The sequence below is a fragment of the Eikenella sp. Marseille-P7795 genome (assembly GCF_916618725.1).
Classification (GTDB): Bacteria; Pseudomonadota; Gammaproteobacteria; order Burkholderiales; family Neisseriaceae; genus Eikenella; species Eikenella longinqua.
The window spans coordinates 186,656-204,635 of the sequence record NZ_CAKAJZ010000001.1 but is presented as its reverse complement, the minus strand read 5'-3'; the positions used below and the strand labels follow the sequence as shown (position 1 = coordinate 204,635).

17 protein-coding genes and 1 pseudogene are annotated in these 17,980 nt (G+C 58.8%); 4 read left to right on the top strand and 14 right to left on the bottom strand.

What is annotated here, in order from left to right; translation table 11 throughout:
• Positions 1 to 52 precede the first annotated feature (52 nt).
• A complete protein-coding gene (locus LG371_RS01135; protein ID WP_370632591.1) occupies positions 53 to 760 on the bottom strand; it encodes a UDP-2,3-diacylglucosamine diphosphatase in 708 nt (235 codons plus the stop codon).
• 3 nt (positions 761 to 763) lie between these two features.
• Positions 764 to 1,114, bottom strand: coding sequence for an arsenate reductase (locus tag LG371_RS01130; protein ID WP_067594620.1), 351 nt, complete (start codon positions 1,112 to 1,114; stop codon positions 764 to 766).
• Positions 1,115 to 1,202: 88 nt separating this feature from the next.
• Here LG371_RS01130 and LG371_RS01125 point away from each other — a divergent pair, with 88 nt between their 5' ends.
• The 3 genes from LG371_RS01125 to LG371_RS01115 all read left to right on the top strand — a co-directional run bounded on the left by LG371_RS01125 (position 1,203) and on the right by LG371_RS01115 (position 4,290).
• Complete coding sequence (locus LG371_RS01125; protein ID WP_156503579.1) at positions 1,203 to 1,820, top strand: hypothetical protein; 618 nt, start codon at positions 1,203 to 1,205, stop codon at positions 1,818 to 1,820.
• Between the two features lie 504 nt (positions 1,821 to 2,324).
• The gene (locus LG371_RS01120; protein ID WP_067594613.1) at positions 2,325 to 3,662 is read left to right on the top strand and encodes a sodium-dependent transporter; all 1,338 of its coding nucleotides are present in this window, start codon (positions 2,325 to 2,327) and stop codon (positions 3,660 to 3,662) included.
• Positions 3,663 to 3,855: 193 nt separating this feature from the next.
• Positions 3,856 to 4,290 carry a hypothetical protein gene (locus tag LG371_RS01115; RefSeq protein WP_082890793.1) on the top strand — a complete coding sequence of 145 codons (435 nt, stop codon included), beginning with the start codon at positions 3,856 to 3,858 and terminating at the stop codon, positions 4,288 to 4,290.
• A 200-nt stretch (positions 4,291 to 4,490) separates the two neighbouring features.
• Here LG371_RS01115 and LG371_RS01110 read toward each other — a convergent pair.
• The 11 genes and pseudogenes from LG371_RS01110 to LG371_RS01060 form a co-directional block, all read right to left on the bottom strand.
• Positions 4,491 to 5,314 (bottom strand): annotated as a pseudogene (locus LG371_RS01110) (LysR family transcriptional regulator).
• Positions 5,315 to 6,186: 872 nt separating this feature from the next.
• On the bottom strand, positions 6,187 to 6,546 hold the full coding sequence (locus LG371_RS01105) for a hypothetical protein (RefSeq protein ID WP_067594588.1): 360 nt from the start codon (positions 6,544 to 6,546) through the stop codon (positions 6,187 to 6,189).
• Between the two features lie 194 nt (positions 6,547 to 6,740).
• Positions 6,741 to 7,838 carry a 5-methyltetrahydropteroyltriglutamate--homocysteine S-methyltransferase gene (locus LG371_RS01100; RefSeq protein WP_067594586.1) on the bottom strand — a complete coding sequence of 366 codons (1,098 nt, stop codon included), beginning with the start codon at positions 7,836 to 7,838 and terminating at the stop codon, positions 6,741 to 6,743.
• A 283-nt stretch (positions 7,839 to 8,121) separates the two neighbouring features.
• Positions 8,122 to 8,970 carry an ABC transporter ATP-binding protein gene (locus tag LG371_RS01095; RefSeq protein ID WP_067594583.1) on the bottom strand — a complete coding sequence of 283 codons (849 nt, stop codon included), beginning with the start codon at positions 8,968 to 8,970 and terminating at the stop codon, positions 8,122 to 8,124.
• Positions 8,960 to 9,820 (bottom strand): SDR family oxidoreductase, encoded by an 861-nt coding sequence (locus tag LG371_RS01090; RefSeq protein ID WP_067594580.1) that lies wholly within the window; start codon positions 9,818 to 9,820, stop codon positions 8,960 to 8,962. Before LG371_RS01090 ends, LG371_RS01095 begins: the two co-directional genes overlap by 11 nt.
• A 116-nt stretch (positions 9,821 to 9,936) precedes the next feature.
• On the bottom strand, positions 9,937 to 10,890 hold the full coding sequence (locus LG371_RS01085) for a zinc-binding dehydrogenase (protein ID WP_067594577.1): 954 nt from the start codon (positions 10,888 to 10,890) through the stop codon (positions 9,937 to 9,939).
• Positions 10,891 to 10,932: 42 nt separating this feature from the next.
• Positions 10,933 to 11,319: a DUF664 domain-containing protein gene (locus tag LG371_RS01080; protein WP_225747510.1), complete on the bottom strand. Its 387-nt coding sequence runs from the start codon at positions 11,317 to 11,319 to the stop codon at positions 10,933 to 10,935.
• Positions 11,268 to 11,459 carry a hypothetical protein gene (locus LG371_RS01075; protein ID WP_225747509.1) on the bottom strand — a complete coding sequence of 64 codons (192 nt, stop codon included), beginning with the start codon at positions 11,457 to 11,459 and terminating at the stop codon, positions 11,268 to 11,270. The genes LG371_RS01080 and LG371_RS01075 overlap by 52 nt, the downstream gene beginning before the upstream one ends.
• 144 nt (positions 11,460 to 11,603) lie before the next feature.
• Positions 11,604 to 13,130, bottom strand: a complete 1,527-nt coding sequence (locus tag LG371_RS01070; RefSeq protein WP_067594571.1) for an ABC transporter permease/substrate-binding protein — start codon at positions 13,128 to 13,130, stop codon at positions 11,604 to 11,606.
• A 281-nt stretch (positions 13,131 to 13,411) separates the two neighbouring features.
• On the bottom strand, positions 13,412 to 15,580 hold the full coding sequence (locus LG371_RS01065) for a cation-translocating P-type ATPase (RefSeq protein ID WP_225747508.1): 2,169 nt from the start codon (positions 15,578 to 15,580) through the stop codon (positions 13,412 to 13,414).
• 214 nt (positions 15,581 to 15,794) lie between these two features.
• Positions 15,795 to 16,004, bottom strand: coding sequence for a heavy-metal-associated domain-containing protein (locus tag LG371_RS01060; RefSeq protein ID WP_067594565.1), 210 nt, complete (start codon positions 16,002 to 16,004; stop codon positions 15,795 to 15,797).
• Positions 16,005 to 16,112: 108 nt separating this feature from the next.
• Here LG371_RS01060 and cueR point away from each other — a divergent pair, with 108 nt between their 5' ends.
• Positions 16,113 to 16,505, top strand: a complete 393-nt coding sequence (cueR, locus tag LG371_RS01055; RefSeq protein WP_067594562.1) for a Cu(I)-responsive transcriptional regulator — start codon at positions 16,113 to 16,115, stop codon at positions 16,503 to 16,505.
• 162 nt (positions 16,506 to 16,667) lie between these two features.
• Here the strand turns inward: cueR and LG371_RS01050 are convergent, their stop codons facing one another.
• Positions 16,668 to 17,762, bottom strand: a complete 1,095-nt coding sequence (locus tag LG371_RS01050) for a porin (protein ID WP_225747507.1) — start codon at positions 17,760 to 17,762, stop codon at positions 16,668 to 16,670.
• Between the last annotated feature and the right edge of the window lie 218 nt (positions 17,763 to 17,980).

Genomic DNA, 17,980 nt, shown 5'->3' with positions numbered 1-17,980 from the left:
AATTTCGGTTTTCAGGAAGCCTCAATTTAATCCAGCGCAAAATGCTGTGTGCTCACGCCTTCGGGGGAAACGACGAGGCAGCCGCCTTCTTTGCCATACCAGTCTTGCAGCACGAAGCGGGTGAAGCTTTGGCCGTTGGGCAGGGTGTGGCGGTGGGCGGCGGGCGGTGGGTGTGGCCGTGGATGAGGTCGGCGCCGGGGTGCTGCGCCATGAGGGCGAGCACGGCTTCTTCGGTTACGTCGGAGACGGCGCTTTTGCCGTTTTCGGCTTTGCCTTGTTCGCTCATTTGGCGGATTTGCCGGGCGAGCACTCGGCGTTCGGCCAAGGGCTTGGCGAGTACGGCAGCCTGCCATTGGGGATGGCGCGATTGGGCGCGGAACTGCATATAGGGCAGGTCGGCGGTGCAGAGTTCGTCGCCGTGGGTGAGCAGGTAGGGGCGGCCGTAGAGGGTGAGCGCGTGCTGCTCAGGGAGGAGGGTCATGCCGCTGCGTTGGGCGAAGTCTGGGCCGAGCAGGAAGTCGCGGTTGCCGTGGGCGAAGTAGAGGGGGGTGTGTTGGGAAAAGCTGTGTAGCTCGGCGGCGATGCGGTCGGTGAAGGGGTTGCGGTCGTCGTCGCCGATCCAGGCGTCGAAGAGGTCGCCGAGGATGTAGAGCGCGTCGGCGCTGCCCTGCCATTGGTGCAGCTGGCGCAGGAAGAGCTCGGTGAGGGCGGGGGCTTCTTCGGAGAGGTGGAGGTCGGCGATAAAGATGGTGTGCGGCATGGTTTAGGCGAAGATTTCGGAATAGAGTTCGGGGGAAAAGCCAACGTGGATGCGGCCTTGGTGTTCGAGCACGGGGCGTTTGATCACGGAGGGTTGGGCCTGCATCAGGGCGATGGCGCCTTCGCGGCTGCCGGCGGCGGCTTGCTCGGCGGGGCTGAGTTTGCGCCAGGTGGTGCCGCGGCGGTTGATGAGGGTGTCTTCGCCCACGGCATCGAGCCAGCGGGCGAGCTGCCCGGCTTCGGGGGCGGCGGTTTTGAAGTTGGCAAAGGTGTAGGGCTCTTGCCGCTCGTCGAGCCAGGCGCGGGCTTTTTTGACGGTGGTGCAGTTGGGAATGCCGTATAGGGTAGTGCTCATTGTGTATAATCCGTGATATGGAGAAGCGGCCGTATTGTACGGGTTGCGTATTTTTTTGTCATGATGGCAAACTGAAGGATTGGAGCGAATGATGGATAAACGGATGCTAACGGCCTTGGCGGCCATCGGGCTTTTGGCCGGCTGCGGCGGGCAGGAAGCGGGCAAGGGCGCGTTTCAGGATGCGGTGGAGCGCTATGTGGGGCAGCACGAAATCTGCCTGCCGGTGGCGCTGGACACCGACGGCGGCGCGCCCGTGTGGCTCGGCGCGGAGCGGATTGTGCTGCCGCTGCGCGATGCCGCAGGCGAGAAAACCAATGCGGCGGCACTCAAGCAGCTGCGCACGCTGGCCGATGCCGGGCTGTATGACAAGCTGGACACGGAAAACGACGACGCGCCGGTGTTCGTGCTCACCGCCGAAGGGCGGCAGCATGTGCGCGTGAGCCCGGTTGCCCCGCTCTTGTGTATCGGCCACGAACGCGTGGAGAAGGTGCGCTACTACACCGAGCCGGCCACCACCGCCGACGGGCTCACCGTGTCGCGCGTGGTGTATGAGGCCAGGCTGGGGCCGTCCGGCTGGGGCAAACGCCTGCTGCGCCACGGCCGCGACGAATGGCGGCAGCGCCTGCCGCTGGAGCGGGTGGAACAGGCCACGCTGGTGAAAACCAACGACGGCTGGCGCGATTTGCGCGAACTGCCGCCGCAGTAAACCAAGTTGGCACAAAAGGCTACCTGAAAACTGGAAAATCGGTTTTCAGGTAGCCTTTTATCCGTATCGGATGGCTGGCAATATTTTTATAGTGAATTAACAAAAACCAGGACTACGTTGTCTCGCCTTGCCGTACTATCTGTACTGTCTGCGGCTTCGTCGCCTTGTCCTGATTTAAATTTCATCCACTATAACTCCGCAGAAGCTCCGCCTTGGCTGCGCCAAGACATTATTTTCAGGTAGCCTTCTGGCGGAGCAGCAGGCAATAAGCCGCTGGATTAGCGGTTAATCCGGTATTTATATGCAATTAAATTTCTATTTATAAAAATATAAGGTATTAAATTCCAATATTAGGCTAAAATGCCGTCTGCTGCGCCAAGCCGTCGGTGTTTCGGGCAGGAAAACTGCGTAATCGTGGGCCCGGCGGCGCGGGGCGGCTTGCCGTGCGCTAAATTTTGTTAAAATCGCGCCTTTGTTTAATTTGCTTGATTGGCGGTAAACGCTATGAAAACTCCTGCTTCTTGGTCGTCTAAAATCGGCTTCATCCTGTCTGCGGCGGGCTCCGCCATCGGTTTGGGCGCGATTTGGAAATTCCCCTACACCGCCGGCACCAACGGCGGTGCGGTGTTTGTGTTGATGTTTTTGATTTTTACCTTGCTGGTGGCGCTGCCGGTGCAGCTGGCCGAGTTTTATATCGGGCGGCGCAGCGGCAAGAATGCGGTGGATGCGTTTAAAACGCTGGCGCCCAACAGCCTGTGGCCGTGGATTGGGCGCATGGGCGTGTTTGCCTGCTTTATCTTGCTGTCGTTTTACAGCGTGGTGGGCGGCTGGGTGTTGAATTATGCGGTGCACGCCTTCGACGGCACTATCCACGCCGGCTCGGATTTCTCGGCGCTGTTTGGCCAAACCATTGCCAGCCCCGCAGGCTCGATTGCCTATCAGGGCTTGTTTATGCTGATGACGGTGTGGGTGGTGAAAAGCGGCATTGCTTCGGGCATTGAGCGGGCCAACAAATATATGATGCCGGCGCTGTTTGTGCTGCTGCTGCTGTTGGCGGTGCGCTCGCTCACGCTGCCGGGCTCGCTGGCGGGCGTTTCCTTCCTGCTGAAGCCGGATTGGTCGCATTTCACGTCGCAAACCATGCTCACGGCGCTGGGGCAGGCCTTTTTCGCGCTCAGCTTGGGTGTGTCTACCATGATTACTTATGCCGCTTATTTGGATAAGAAACAGGATTTGTTCCGCTCGGGCAATAGCATTATGTGGATGAATCTGCTGGTGTCTTTGCTGGCGGGCTTGGTGATTTTCCCTGCGGTGTTTGCTTTCGGCTTCGAGCCGGGGCAGGGGCCGGGGCTGATTTTTGTGGTGCTGCCGGCGGTGTTTATGAAGCTGCCGCTGGGCAATCTGCTGTTTGCGGTGTTTATGCTTTTGGTGGTGTTTGCCACGCTCACTTCGGCTTTCTCCATGCTGGAAACGGTGATTGCGGCCGTGATCCGCGAAGACGAGGGCAAACGCAGCAAAACCACTTGGATCATCGGCACGGCCATCTTTATCGTGGGCATTCCTTCCGCGCTCTCTTTCGGCGTGCTCTCGGATTGGACGCTGTTTGGCAAAACGCTGTTTGACCTGTGGGACTACATGATTACTGCGCTGATTATGCCCATCAGCTCGCTGCTGGTGGCGATATTCGTGGGCTGGATTCGGCAGAAGAGCGATGTGTTCGAGCACATGCGCGAGGGCAGCAGCGTGCCGCAGGCGGTGATTGCGCTGTGGCTCACCGCGCTGCGCTTTTTGGCGCCGGTGGCGATTTTGCTGGTGTTTGCCAACACCTTGGGCTGGTTGTAAGACGGCATGAATGTTTTCAGGTAGCCCCAAGCAGATGAGGGGCTACCTGAAAAAAAGAGGGGATGATTTCCCCATAGTTTATAGCGAACCAACTTAACTTTCGCTACGGCGTTAGCTCGCCTTGCCGTACTCCTGTACTGCCTGCGGCTCGCTGCCTAGTATCGAAAGCCAATTTGATTCGCTATAGGAGAGAATGATGAAAAAATTAGCCTGTTTGCTGCTGTTGGGCCTGGGCTGCCTGCCCGCTTATGCGCTGGATGCGCAAGACCAGGGCGACTATGTGATTCTGCACAGCCAAACCCAGCAGCCCACCGGCATGCAGATGCGCTTTTATTTGCAGGGGCGGCAGTGGATGATGGACGGCCGTCAGCTGCCGGAAGCCCGCTGGGAGCCGGTGTGCCGCGGCACGGGCGAATGCCGGCTGGCGGCTGCTTCGGCGAGCGATGTGGCGCAATGGAAAGCCACCCTGCCCGCATCTTGGCAGGCGCACCGCTTCAGCTGCATCAAAAACCAGGCGCTGGGCTTCTGCCACGTGGAAGACCGCAACCACCCTGGCCGCCGCGCCTATTGGATGTTTGCGCTGGTGAACGGCTATCCGCAGGCGATGATGGTGAACCGTTTGCGCTAGGCTGATGGGCGGTATCGAAAGGCTACCTGAAAATGTTTCGGCATTTTTCAGGTAGCCTTTCTGTTGTTGGGCAGGCCGGAAGGCTTTGCCTTGCGCGGCAGGGGATAAGGTTTCAGGTAGCCTTGGCACTGCGCTTGGGGCTACCTGAAAAATATCGCGTATTGCGGGCTGCCTGTATTGTCCGTGCCGAAGCTGATTTTTCAGGTAGCCTTTGCGGCGGCGGCGGTCGGCTCGGCGAAGCTTTCCTGCAAAATGTGCAGCACGGCGGTGATGCGGGCGGATTGGATGCGGTGCGGGGTAACGGCGTGGATGGCGATGGCGGGCAGCTGCCATTCGGGCAACACGATTTGCAGGCTGCCGCGCTGCACGGCGCCGGCGGCTTCGCCTTCGATGATGAGGACAAGGCCGAGGCCGGCTTCGCACAGGCCTTGCACGGCGGCGATGTGGTTGCAGCTTAAGCCGCTGCGGATGCTGAGCAGGTGGCGCTCGCGGCCGCGGGCAAGCTCGAAGTGCGGCGGCTGGTGGTATACCCATTGGTGGGCGTCGAGGCGGGCGGGGTGGGTGAGGGCGGGGCGGTTTTCAGGTAGCCGGGAGCGGCGCAGATGCGCCACGGCCATTCGGCGAGCTTGCGGGCGATGAGGTCGGGGGCGTCGAGGGCGTGTTCGCCGCCGCGCAGGGCGATGTCGATGCCGCCTTCGCGCAGGTCGGCCAGGGCTTCGCCCAATTGCAGCTCGATTTGCAGGGCGGGGTGTTCGCGGGCGATGCGCAGCAGGGCGCGGCGGAAGGCGGCGGCGTTGGCTAGGCCGGTGGGCGCGGCAAGGCGCACGCTGCCGGCAATGTCGGTTTTGAGGGCGGAGAGTGCGAGACGGGTGTCTTGCATGGTGGCGAGCAGGCGGCGGCAATGGCCGGCGAGCGCCTGGCCGGCGTCGGTGGGGGCAAGGCGGCGGGTGCTGCGGTGCAATAGCTTCACGCCGTGCAGTTTTTCCAGCCGCCTGATGTGCTGGCTCACGGCGGAGGGGGTCATGCCCAGCGCTTGGGCGGCGGCGTTCATGCTGCCGTGGGGGCGTTTTCAGGTAGCCTTTAATGGTGGGGGACGAAGCGGCTGCCGTTGAAGCGGTAGCGGAGGCGGTGTTGGGTGGGGGTGTGCGTGTGGGGGCTGATGTGGGGCTGGCTGATGGTGTGGCTGCCGGGGTCGTAGAAGAAGTAGTTGTTGGCGTGGCGGCCGCGGTAGCGAAGTGCAGGCGGTGGGTGGGCTCGGCATCGGGGGTGGTTTGGATGAGGGGCAGGGGCTGGAATTGCTCGGCGGCGAAGTGGAATAGGTGGAGGGATTTTTCGGTGTGTTCGCCTGCGCTGTGTTCGGCGAGGAGGAGGTAGGCGTTGCCGTGCGGGGGGAGACGGGCGGTGTGCAGGCGTTCGATGTGGCCTGCGGGGGTGAGGGCGGGGTGGGTTTGGGTGTGGCCGCCGGGGCTGCGGGGTTGGGGCAGGGGGGGGCGGCTGCCTTGGTGTGCCAGGAGAAGCTGCGCAGGCGGCCGTCTTGGCTGGTGTGGAGGATGAGGCCGGCGGCGCGGGCTTTGGGGAATCGGCAGGACCAGGATTCGGGTTTTGCAGGTAGGCGCTGAGGCTGGGGCGGGGTCGAGCCCGGCGGTGAGGCTGGCGGCGGTGTGGGCGTCGGCTTGGGCGGCGCGGCGGGCGCGCAGGGGGGTGGCGAGCAGGGTTTGCAGGGCGATGAGGGCGTGGCGGAGCATGGCGGCGGGTTTTGTTGGGGGGAGGTGTTTTAATGTCGTTGCAGCTTACGTTTTCAGGTGGCCTTTAGGGGGTGGGAAGGCTACCTGAAAAGGTGGCTTTCATGAGCTTTCTGCGGGGATAAAATGGGTTTGGCGATTGCTTTGGCTTGGGCTAGACGATGCCGTCTTCGCGGTTGTATTCGATCATGTCGTTCACGGCTTGGGCGAGCCATGCCCAGCAGGCGGGGAATTCTTGGCGCTGCTCCCAGCCGGGGCGGGCGAAGTCGTGGATGAGCTGGACTTTGCCGCCTTTGCCGATTTCGAAGCAGGCGGTGTCGTCGCAGTCTCCGCGTTTGGCGAAGGGGATGAGCTGCCGCTCGGGATAGCGGGTTTGCAGGCCTTGGTGCAGTGCGGCGGCCCAGTCGGCGTCGAGGAGGTGCCAAATGTCGAAATCAATTAGCTTCAGCTCGATTATTTTTTTAAACGATTCGGGGTATTGGAAGGAGGGAATGTTGAGCATATAGCTTTTCATGGATTGGCTCCTTATGCGGGGCTACCTGAAAATCAGGATGGCGGGAAGGCGGCTTATTTTTCAGGTAGCCTTTGGCACGGCGGATGAAGGCTACCTGAAAATGTGAGCTTCAACAAAGTTTCTGCCCGGCAAAATATCCGCATCGGCCGGGGCGCAAAAAACAGCAGGGCGAGCCTGCTGTTTTGGTGTGCGCATCAGTCTTCGCCCCACACTTCTTTGGCGATTTCTTCCACCAGCCGCACTTTCGCCCACTGCTGCGCTTCGGTCATGATGTTGCCTTCCTCGGTGGAGGCAAAACCGCATTGCGGGCTCAAGGCCAGTTGTTCCAGCGGCACGATTTGGGCGGCTTCGGCAATGCGCGCTTTCACGGCGGCTTTGTCTTCCAGCTCGGGGAATTTGGAAGTAATCAAGCCCAGCACGATGCGGCCTTTGTGCGGGTTGTCGTTGAAATATTTCAGGGGCTCGAAGCCGCCGCTGCGCTCGTTGTCGTATTCGAGGAAATAGCCGTCATACGCGGTTTTGCCGAACAAATCGGGAGCCACGGGGTCGTAGGCGCCGCTCAAAAGGTAGGACGATTTGTAGTTGCCGCGGCAAACGTGGGTGGTGATGGTCATGCCGGCGGGTTTGTCGGCCAGAATGGCCTGCACGTTTTCCAGCGCGTAGCGTTTGCTGTCTTCAAAATCGAAATCGGGCTTGCCGTAGTTGTTGCACAGCGTGCCCCAATACACGTCGTCGATTTGCAGGTAGCGGCAGCCGGCGTCATAAAAGGCGCGGATGGCATCTTTGTAGGTTTGGCGCACGTCTTCGGCAAAGGCCTGTTTGCTTTCATACACGCCGGTATCCCAAATAAACGGATACATCAGTTGGTTGGGGCTGGGGATGGTGTATTTCACAATGCCGCGCCCGCCCACGATTTTTTCAAGCGATTGATAATGTTGGATAAACGGGTGGTTTGGATTCCACGATACTTTGCCGTTGCAGCGGGTGTTGTATTTGCGGACTTCGGTGTCTTTGAAGGCGTAGGCCTGCTCGGGGATGAATCCTTCGATGCCGTTGAGGTTTTCGAGAAAGTCGATGTGCCACCACGAGCGGCGGAATTCACCATCGGTGATGATTTGGATGCCGGCATCAAGCTGGTCTTGCACCAGTTTGGCGATTTCTTGGTCTTCCACGCGGGTAAGCGCTTCGCGGCTGATTTTGCCTGCGGCAAAGTCGGCGCGGGCTTGTTTGAGCGCGGCGGTGCGCAGATAGCTGCCGACGGTGTCGGCGTGCAGGGGGAGGGTTTTGCTCATGGGATGTCCTTTTTGAAGAGGGAAGGGGAAGGCGTAATGCTAACGGGTGGGGGCGGGGTTGTGCAAATCGGCGGAAGGGTTGGTCTGTGCGGGAGCCGGTTTCAGGTAGCCTGGGTGGGCGGGGAAGGCTACCTGAAAAAAGGCTTGGCGTTTTGTTGGCGCTTTGTTTCATTCCGTTGAGGCGGGTGTTTCAGGTAGCCTTTGGGGAAACAGGCTACCTGAAAACGGGTTGCTGCGCAGTGAAAAATATTGGGCAAGCCCAAGCCGCAGTTTCAGGTAGCCTTCAGCGCCCGCCGCCCTGTTCCAAATATGCCCGCACCCGCGCTTTGCCGTTGGCATCCAAATTGAGGTAGCGTTCGATAACGGCTTCGGCGGAATCGGCAGGCTGTTGCGCCGCCGCGCCGAAGAGGGAGCGGACGTAGCTGTCGGCAGGGGTGTTTCGGATTTGGTCGGGCGTGCCGACCTGCACGAGCCTGCCTTCGTGCATGACGCCGATGCGGCAGGCGAGTTTGGCGGCTTCGTTCATGTCGTGGGTAACGAAGACGATGGTCGTGCCGAGTTTTTTGTGAATCAGGGATACGGTTTCCTGAAGGGAGGCGCGGGCGAGCGGGTCGAGGGCGGAGAAGGGTTCGTCCATCAGGAGGATGTCGGGTTTGGCGGCGATGGCGCGAAGGATGCCGATGCGCTGCTGTTCGCCGCCGGAGAGTTCGTGCGGGTAGCGGTCGAGGTAGGTGTCGGGCGGCATTCTGACCAGCTCGAGCAGTTCGTTGGCGCGGGCGGTGCGCTGCGGTTTGCTCCAGCCCAAGATGTCGGGCATCAGCTCGATATTCTGCCGCACGGTCATGGTGGGGAACAGGGCGATTTGCTGCAAGACGTAGCCGATTCGGTGGCGCAGGGGGCGGATATCGTAGTCTTTGATGCGCCTGCCGTTGAAATAGACGTCGCCGTCGGTCGGCTCGGTCAGCGCGTTAATCATGCGCAATGTGGTGGATTTGCCGCTGCCGCTGCCGCCGACCAAGACGAAAAATTCGCCTTGATAAATGGTAAGGTTGAGATTGCTGACGGCAGCGCGGTTTTCGTAGAGCTTACTGACGTTTTTGAACTCTATCAGCGGGATGCGTTCAGGCTGCATAAATTTCCTTTGCGGTTTCGGCAAAGCTGCGCGGCGCGTGTCCCAACAGTCGGCTAAGGTCGTCTGAAACGGCGGCAAGCTCGCCTTGGGCAATGGCGGTGTAGGTGGAAACCCAGGCTTCGATTTGCCAGTCGGGTGTGTCGGGGTAGTCGCGGCGGCGGTTGGCGAAGGCTTCTTCCACGGTTTCGTTGCGGTAACGGTGCGGTTTACCGGTGATTTCGGTTAAGGCGGCGGCGATTTCGGCGAAGTTTAAGGATTGGGAGCCGGTCAGGGTGTAGGTTTGGTTGTCGTGTTGCCCGCTGCCGCGCACGATGTCGGCGATGACGTTTGCCGCCGCTTGGGCGACGTCGCGCTGTGAAACGCAGGCAACGCGCCCGTCGGCGGCGGGGCCGGCAATCGTGCCGCCGGCATCGGCAATGGTTGCCATCATTTCGCTGTAAAAATTGTCGCGCAGGAAGGTGTGGCGCATGGCGGTTTGCCGGATTGCCTCTTCGGTAACAGCATGGGTGCGCGCCAGCGTGAAGGTGCTGTGCGGGCTTGCGCCTGCAAACGAGAGGTACACCAAATGCCCCACGCCCGCATCTGCGGCGGCGCGGACCAAGGTCAAATGCTCCTGCTCGCGCGTCGGGCTTTCGGCGGCGGACACCATAAACAATACGTCAGTGCCGTCCAATGCCTGTTTGGCAAGGGCGTAATCGCCGTAGGCAAAGCGGCGCGCTTCGCAGTCGGGCAGGTCGGGGGCTTTGGCGGGGTTACGCAAGGGAAGGACAAGCGGCAGTCCGAGTGCGCTCAAATGGCGGGCGACCATGCCGCCGATATTGCCGCTTGCGCCGGTGATGGCGATGTTCATGGGGTTTTCCTTGTGTGATGGAACGGATAGATAAAGGCTACCTGAAAAAAGGGGTTTTGGGGAGGGAGGGTTGGAGGCGGTTTTCAGACGACATTTTCAGGCAGCAGGCAGCAGGTTCATCCGTTCACCACCACCACTTTTCCAAACCCTTCCGCGCTTTGCAGGAAGCGGTGCGCTTCGGGGACTTGTTCCAGCGTGAATACGCGTTCAATCAAAATTTTCACGTCAAACCGGCGGATATGCTCAAAAAGCGCGTCCAGCTTGGCTTGCGACACATTGCCCGAATAAAACGCGGTGAGATAGCTGTTGTTTTTGAGTTCCATAATCGGGTCAAAATCGTTCACGCCCCAGACGTTGCCGAGCTGCCCCGTGTTGCAGACGATGCCGTATTCGTTGATGTGGGCGAAAGAATCGCGCAGGGTTGCCGGCCCTACCAGTTCCAAAATTTTGTCGTAGCTTTGGTCGGTTTGCAGCCTGCCGTCTGTTTCGATAACGGTTTCGTCGAATCCGACCGCCAGCAAACGGGCGGATTTGGCAGGATGGCGCGTCGAGCCGTGCAACACGGTATGCGGAAACTGCGCTTTGAGCAATCGGGCAAACGCCACGCCCACGCCGCTTCCTGCGCCGCGTACCAGCACGCGGTCTTGCGGCGCGATGCGAAGCTGCTGCAACGAACCGAACGCGGTGTAGTAGGTTTCGGGAATCGCGGCGAGGGTCGTCCAGTCCAAATCGGTGCGGACGGGGTAAATCTGCTCGTTGGGCAGCAAAACGTATTCGGCGTAGCTGCCGTCAAAAGCACGCCCCATTTCGCCCATAATGGAAACCGCCTTCTGCCCGACCGCCAGCGCGGGCGTGGAACTCTGCACCACTTCGCCCACGCATTCGATGCCTAAAATGCGCGGGAACTGCACGGACGGCGATTTGCCTTCGCGCGTGAAAATTTCGGAATGGTTGATGCCGAAGCCTTTGATTTTCAACAACGACCAGCCGTCTTTGATTTCAGGCAGCGGCACGTCTTGGTAAACCAGTTGCTCCGGCCCGCCGGCTTGGCGGATGACGATGGCTTTCATGGCGATTCCTTTTCTATGGGATGGGTGGGCAGGGTAATCCGTTTAATCGCTCAAACCCAGCAGCCGTCTGGCGTAAAACACCTGCCCCGAGTGCATGACCGCGTCGTCGATGATAGAAACCAAACGCACACCGCGAGTAACGGGCGGTGTCCAGTTTTCGTCCACGATGTCGTCGAGTTCGGTTTCGCGCAGTTTGGCGATATAGGCCGCCGCTGCGTCGGTGGCGGCTTTCAGGTAGCCCAGCAGTGTGCCGGTGTTGCCGGTGCGGATGCGTTGCGCCTGTTCGAGCGTGTGCCGCCAGTCTTGCTCGTCGTCGGCTACAGCGAAGGGGAAGCGGTCTTTCCAGCCTTGGCTGTGCCACAGCGGGGAGGTGCCGTTTAGGGCGGCAATCTGGAAATCCAGCTCGCGGGCGGTGTGCCAGCCAGCCATGCCATCGATTTGATTTGCGGCGCGCTGCCTGCGGCGGGAAAGGCGTTCGCCTGCTCTGCGCTCACGCCGTCAAAAGCGCGGACGAAGCGTTCGTAGGCGCGGTTGCAGGTATCAACCAGTAAATTGGGATAGGTGGTCATGTGAGACTCCTTGAATGGGCTTGGATGGAGTGATTTTCCGGCAGGCCGGACGCAACAGGCTACCTGAAAAACGGATTGGGTATTTTTAGCCTCGCAGAAACTCCGCTTTCTTCGGAAGCTCCGTTTTCAGGCAGTCCGGCTTGATTACCTTGCGCCGCCGATCAAGCCGTTTCTTTGCAAATAATCCCGCGCCACGTCGGCAGGTGTTTCGCCGCCGACTTTCACGCGGTAGTTCATTTCAATCATTTCTGCTTCGCTGATTCTGCCTGCCAGTTTGTCCAATGCGTTTACGATGTCGGAATGTTGTTCTGCAAACCCGGTTTTCATCAGCGGCGCGCCTTGGTAGGTGGGGAAGAGAGAGATGTCGTCTGAAAGTACGGCGAGGCGGTATTGGCGCAGTTCGCTGTCGGTGGAATAGGCTTCGATGAGGTCGATTTTGCCGTTGGCAAGCGCGGTGTAGCGCAGGGCGGGTTCGAGCGTGGAGAGGCGGGGGAAGCGTATGCCGTGCTGTTGCAGCCCTTTGTAGCCGTCGGCGCGGTCGGCAAATTCGAGGGTGAAGCCTGTGCGGATTTGGTTTTGCACGCGTTTGAGGTCGGATATTTTGTTCAGACTGTGCGCGGCGGCGTAGTCTTGGCGCACGGCAAGGGCGTAGGTGTTTTGGTATGCCATAGGCGGCAGCAGGGTCAGGTTGAACTGCTGCGCGAGCAGGGTTCGGGCGGCTTGGTAGGTCTGTTCGGGGGAAAGGCGGCGGTTTTGCTCTTCGGCGGGAACTTTAACCAGACTCTCGAGGACTGTACCCGTGAACTCGGGATAGATGTCGATTTCGCCGCTGTTTAGGGCGTTGAACAGGAACGAGGTTTTGCCGAAATTGGGTTTGAGCTCGACTTGGATGCGCGGATTGTTTTCTTCAATCAATTGTTTGTACATATTGATGAGGATGTCGGGTTCGCTGCCGAGCTTGCCTGCGATGGTGATTTTTTGTGCGGACGGGGTCGTCTGAAACATCGGGGCGAAGCCGAGTGCAATCATGAGGGCGAGCAGGACGGCGGTAATCGGCAGCCTGCGTTTGGATTTTTGCAGTATGCCGATCAGTCCGCTGACGGATACGGCGAGCAGGGCTGAGAGCAGCGCGCCGGTGAAGGTCATCGCCATGTTGTTGCGGTCTATGCCGAGCAGTATCAATTTGCCCAAACCGCCCGCGCCGATGAGGGCGGCGAGCGTTGCCGTGCCGACTATCATGACGGACGCGGTGCGTATGCCGGAAATCATGGCGGGCAGCGCCATCGGCAGCTCGATGCGCCACAATGCCTGCCAACGCGACAGGCCGAACGCGGTATGCGCTTCTTTGACGGCGGGGTCGATTTGGCTCAAGCCCAGATAGGTGTTCTGGAAAATCGGCAAGAGGGCGTAGAGCGTCAGCGCAATCAAAACCGGCGGCGAACCGATGCCGACAAAGGGAATCAGCAGACCGAGCAGGGCAAGCGACGGGATGGTTTGCAGGATATTGGTGATTTGCAAAACGCCTTCCGCCCAACGCCGCCGGTTTGCCAGCCATACCGCAGGCGGCACGGCAAGCGCAACGGCGCAAAGCAGGGAAATCAGGGAGAGGCGGAGGTGTTCGAGCGTCGCCTGCCAAAGCTCGGCGGGCGGAACGGGGAGAAAATCGGGCATAAGAGTTTGATAATATTGGAAAGCGGGTGTAGGCAGTATAACAGAAAGGCTACCTGAAAAACGGCCGGGCTTTGGGCTGCTGCGTCGGAGCGGCATTTATAGTGGATGAACAAAAACCAGTACGGCGTTGCCTCGCCTTGCCGTACTGCCTGTACTGTCCGCGGCTTCGTCGCCTTGTCCTGATTTTTATTCATCCACTATACATAAAAACCGCTCCGTCCGTTTAACTCCGTTTAAGCCCATGCTTTCAGACGACCTCTTCCTCCATCCAGCCCAACATATCAGTCAATCTTCACCCGTTTCAACCTTAAAGCATTGCCCAACACGGAAACCGAGCTTGCCGCCATTGCCGCGCCTGCGATGACGGGGTTTAGGAAGCCGAGTGCGGCGAGCGGGATACCCAAGATATTGTATAAGAAGGCGAAAAACAGGTTTTGCTTGATGTTTTTCAAAGTCGCCTGCGACACCAGCAGCGCGTCGGCGAGCTGGTTGACCGAATGCTGCATCAGCGTGGCGGAGGCGGTGTGTTCGGCAACGTCCGCGCCGCCTTTCATGGCGAAGCTGACGTTGGCGGCGGCAAGCGCGGGCGCGTCGTTGATGCCGTCTCCGACCATTGCCACGGTTTTGCCTGCGGCTTTGAGTTTCTGAACTTCGGCGGCCTTGTCGCGCGGACTCATGTTGCCGAAGGCGTGTTCTATGTCCAGTTGTTTGGCGACGTATCCGACCGTGCCTTGGTTGTCGCCGCTCATGATGTACACGTCGATATGATGTTTTTTCAGACGACGTATGGCTTCGGCGGTGTCGGTTTTCAACGCGTCGGCGAGTGCGAACGCGCCTGCGGGTTTGCCGTCAACAGATACGGCGACGATGGTGGCGATGTTCCAAACGTCGTCTAAAAGGTTTTCAGGTAGCCTTAATTCGGCAAAATCAAGTTTGCCCGCTTTTACCAAACCTATCCCTTCAACTTCGGCGGCAATGCCTGCGCCGACAACGGTTTGCGCGTTTTGTGCGGCGGGAATGTCCAAACCGCGCGCTTGGGCGGCGGAGACGATGGCGCGGGCGAGCGGGTGGGCGGCGGTCTGTTCGACGGCGGCGGCGGTGCGGAACAAAGCGTCTTCGTCCAAACCGCCCTCGGGTGCGAGCCAGACGGCGGCGACTTGCGGTTTGCCCTCGGTCAGCGTGCCGGTTTTGTCCAACACGACGGCATCGACGTGGGCAGCTTCTTCCATCGCCGCCGCGTCTTTAAACCAAATGCCGTGTTTCACTGCTTTGCCCATGCCGACCATAATCGCAGCGGGCGTTGCCAAACCGAGCGCGCACGGACAGGCAATCACCAGCACGGCAACGGCGTGCATCAGCGCGACCGTCCAATCGCCTTTCACCAGCCAAGTGGCAATGAAAGTCAGAAGCGCGATGCCCACGACGGACGGCACGAACACCGCCGCCGCCTTGTCCGCCACACGCGCAATCGGGGCTTTGCTGCCCTGCGCTTCGGACAGCGCGTTCATCATGTCGCCGAGCAGGGTTTGGCTGCCGAGCTGCGTGGCACGGTACACCACGCTGCCTTCGGTCATCAGCGCGCCCGCCAACACTTTGCCGCCCGCTTTTTTCTCTTCGGGATTGGATTCGCCGGTGAGGTGGCTCTCGTCTGCCCAGCCGCTGCCGCTTTCGATGATGCCATCGGCAGCGATACGTTCGCCGTGGTTGGCGCGGATAAGGTTGCCGATTTGCACTTGGTCGATGGGCAGCTGTTTCCACCCGCCTTCACGCTGCACGTTCACTTGCGCGGGCGTGAGTTTCAACATCAAAGACAGGCTGTTTAAGCTGGATTTTTTGGTGCGGTGTTCCAAAAACTTGCCCAGCGACACAAACCCGATGACCATCACGCCCGCTTCAAAATAAACGTGCGCCATGCCGCTGTGCCCCATCGCGCGGTGGTGGAACAGCATATAGACGGAATACAGGTAAATCGACACCGTGCCGACGGTAACGAGTACGTCCATATTCGCCAGCCCGCCCTTAATGCTCGCCCACGCGCTTTTGTAAAACGGCACGGCAAGCCAAAGCTGCACCACACTTGCCAGCACAAACTGCCACAACGGCGGCAGCATCCAATCGTGCCGACCGACCATCATCCCCGCCATACCGATAAGGAACGGAATATTGATGGCAAACAGAAGCCACAGCCGCCAGCCTATATGTACGGCTTCTTCGGCTTGCGGCAGCGCATCTTCCGTCTTCTCCTTCGCACCGTAACCCGTCTTCTCGATGATTTTGGCGATGTCGGCGGCGGAAGTTTTGCTGCCGTCAAACACGACCTGCGCCTCCTCGCTGGCGAAATTCACACCCGCCGATTCGACAAAATCCTTCTTATTCAATACCTTTTCAATGCGCGAAGCACAAGCCTGACAGGTCATGCCTTCGATTTGGAAACGGACTTTTTGTTGCATGGCGTTTGGCCTCTTGTGTGTGGTGGAGGCTACCTGAAAAACAGTTGGGCTGTTTGAGATTGGGCGAAGCTGGCGTTTCAACGAAATTCGCCCCGCTCATTTTAACTCCGTTACAGCGCAGGTTTTAGCTTCGCAGAAACTCGGCTGCGCTGCGTTTTAGCTTCGCAGAAACTTCGCTGCGCTGCGTTTTCAGGTAGCCTTGGGTGCGGCAGGCTTACAGAGCCGCATCGTAGCCGCCGTCTTCCACGGCTTCAATCAGCGCGGCGGCATTGGTTTTCGCCGGATCAAACTCGATAACGGCGTTTTGCTTTTCCAGGCTCACCTCGGCTTTGGCCACGCCTTCGGTGTTTTCCAGAATGCGGGTAACGCTTTTCACGCAGCCGCCGCAGCTCATGCCGCCGATGTTGAGGGTAAGAGTTTGCATGGGGATTCCTTTCTATTTTTCAGGTAGCCTCAAACGATGGAATGCGGGCTTGTTTTCCCGCCGTGTGCCGCCACTATAAAGCTTCACCCCGAGTAAAGGTCAAGCGCCATGATGAACATTAGCCAAGCCGCTGCCGCCAGCGGCCTTTCCGCCAAACAAATCCGCGATTATGAAACACACGGGCTGCTCACGCCTGCCGAGCGCAGCGAAGCGGGCTACCGCCGCTACAATCAGGCAAACCTTGCCCGCCTGCGCTTTATCCGCCATGCACGCGAAGTGGGCTTTTCGCTGCCGCAAATCGGCCGACTGCTGCAGTTGCAAGACAATCCGCAACGTACCAGTCGCGAAGTGAAGGCGCTCACCGCCCAACACATCTCCGAGCTGGAAGCGCAAATCGGCAAACTGCAAAACATGGTGGCCGAGCTGCAACGCTGGCACGATGCCTGCGCCGGCAGCGATTGCCCGGAATGCGCGATTCTGGCGGGGCTGGAGGAAAGCTAGGCACTGCCGGCGGAATGGAAAAAGGCTACCTGAAAACGCAACGCAGTGAAGTTTCTGCGAAGCTAAATTTTCAGGTAGCCTTTTTGATGTTGCCAACAGCATAGAAAAAGGCTTGCCGAAGCAAGCCTTTTCGTTGGGTTACTAGACTAAGCTAGCCACAAATTAGAATTTGTGTACCAAGCCAGTACCAATGCCCCAAGAGTTCAAGTGTTCAGCGTCAGAGTTGACTTTGTCGCGCAACCAGCCTACAGATACCAAACCGGTAGTGCGGCGAGAGAAGGCGTAGTCAGCGCCAACGATGGCTTGCAGGTAGCGGGCGCCATCAGTACCTCTAAAGTTGGTATCAGCACGACCGTAAGCTACAGTAATCTTCGGTGTAACGGCACCGAAAGTGTAAGCTGCGGAAATTTGAGCCTCTTTGGTTTTGGCGTCAACTTCATTGCCCGCAGAGATAGCGATATCGTAGGGATCTGGGTTGACAGCAGGATCATTAAAGCTCGGGTTTACGTTTTTACCGTATTGGAAGGCACCGGCAACATACAGGTTGTTTGCATCATAGCCAACGCTCAGGTTGTGTACATGAACATCCTTCTGGTCGCCAGAAGCACCAGCAGCGCGGCGGGCATATTCAACAGCGTAACGACCGAAGAAGCCGCTGTTTTTGTAGCCCAAGCCCAAACCGAATACCGGTCTGCCGTCATTGGTAGTGGTGTCGCCACCATGGGCGTTTTTACCGGGGGTCAGCTGGAAGCCGAAATCAAAGCCGCCGAAATCAGGAGAATGGTAGTTCAAGCTGGCACGGCGTTTACCGAAGCGGCCATAACGACCCAAGCCCAAATAGTTGCTGTTGTATTCCCAGTTGTCTTGGGCGTCAAGGGTTTCTTTCAGGGGAGAGGTTACATGACCCAGTTTGAAGGTACCGAAGCCGCCTTCCAAGCCGATGAAGGTGTCGCGTTTGCTGCTGTCAGAGCCGCTACCTTTATCAGCCAGATTAACTCGGTTTTCTACCTGCCAAATAACTTTCAGGTTGCCACCGAGGTCTTCCGAACCCTTGAAGCCGATGTAGCTGCTGTAGTCTACTACGCTCCAAGAATTCTTCTGGTAGTTTTCTGCGGAGCCGGCGGGCCCTTGATTTTTGCTTTGAGCACCGTCACGAGTAAATTCAACACCGCCACGGATTTTACCGTACAGAATCACTTCTGCAGAAGCGGCAACCGGCAAGGAAACCAATGCTAATGCAATCAGGGTTTTTTTCATGCTGCATTCCTTTATCTATGTCTAAACTAAAAAATACACACTTAAAAAAGAAACTTGTCTTTCTTTCTAAGCTCTCACGCAATCGCCGCATTAGCGATTTCATGGCTGCAATATAATTGTTTGGCGGCAAAAAAACAAATCCAATCGCAGGCAAAAGGGCAGATATGGGCGAAAGTGTATGCTTCATGCAACAATGTATCGCGGTGGCGGCGGGCGAT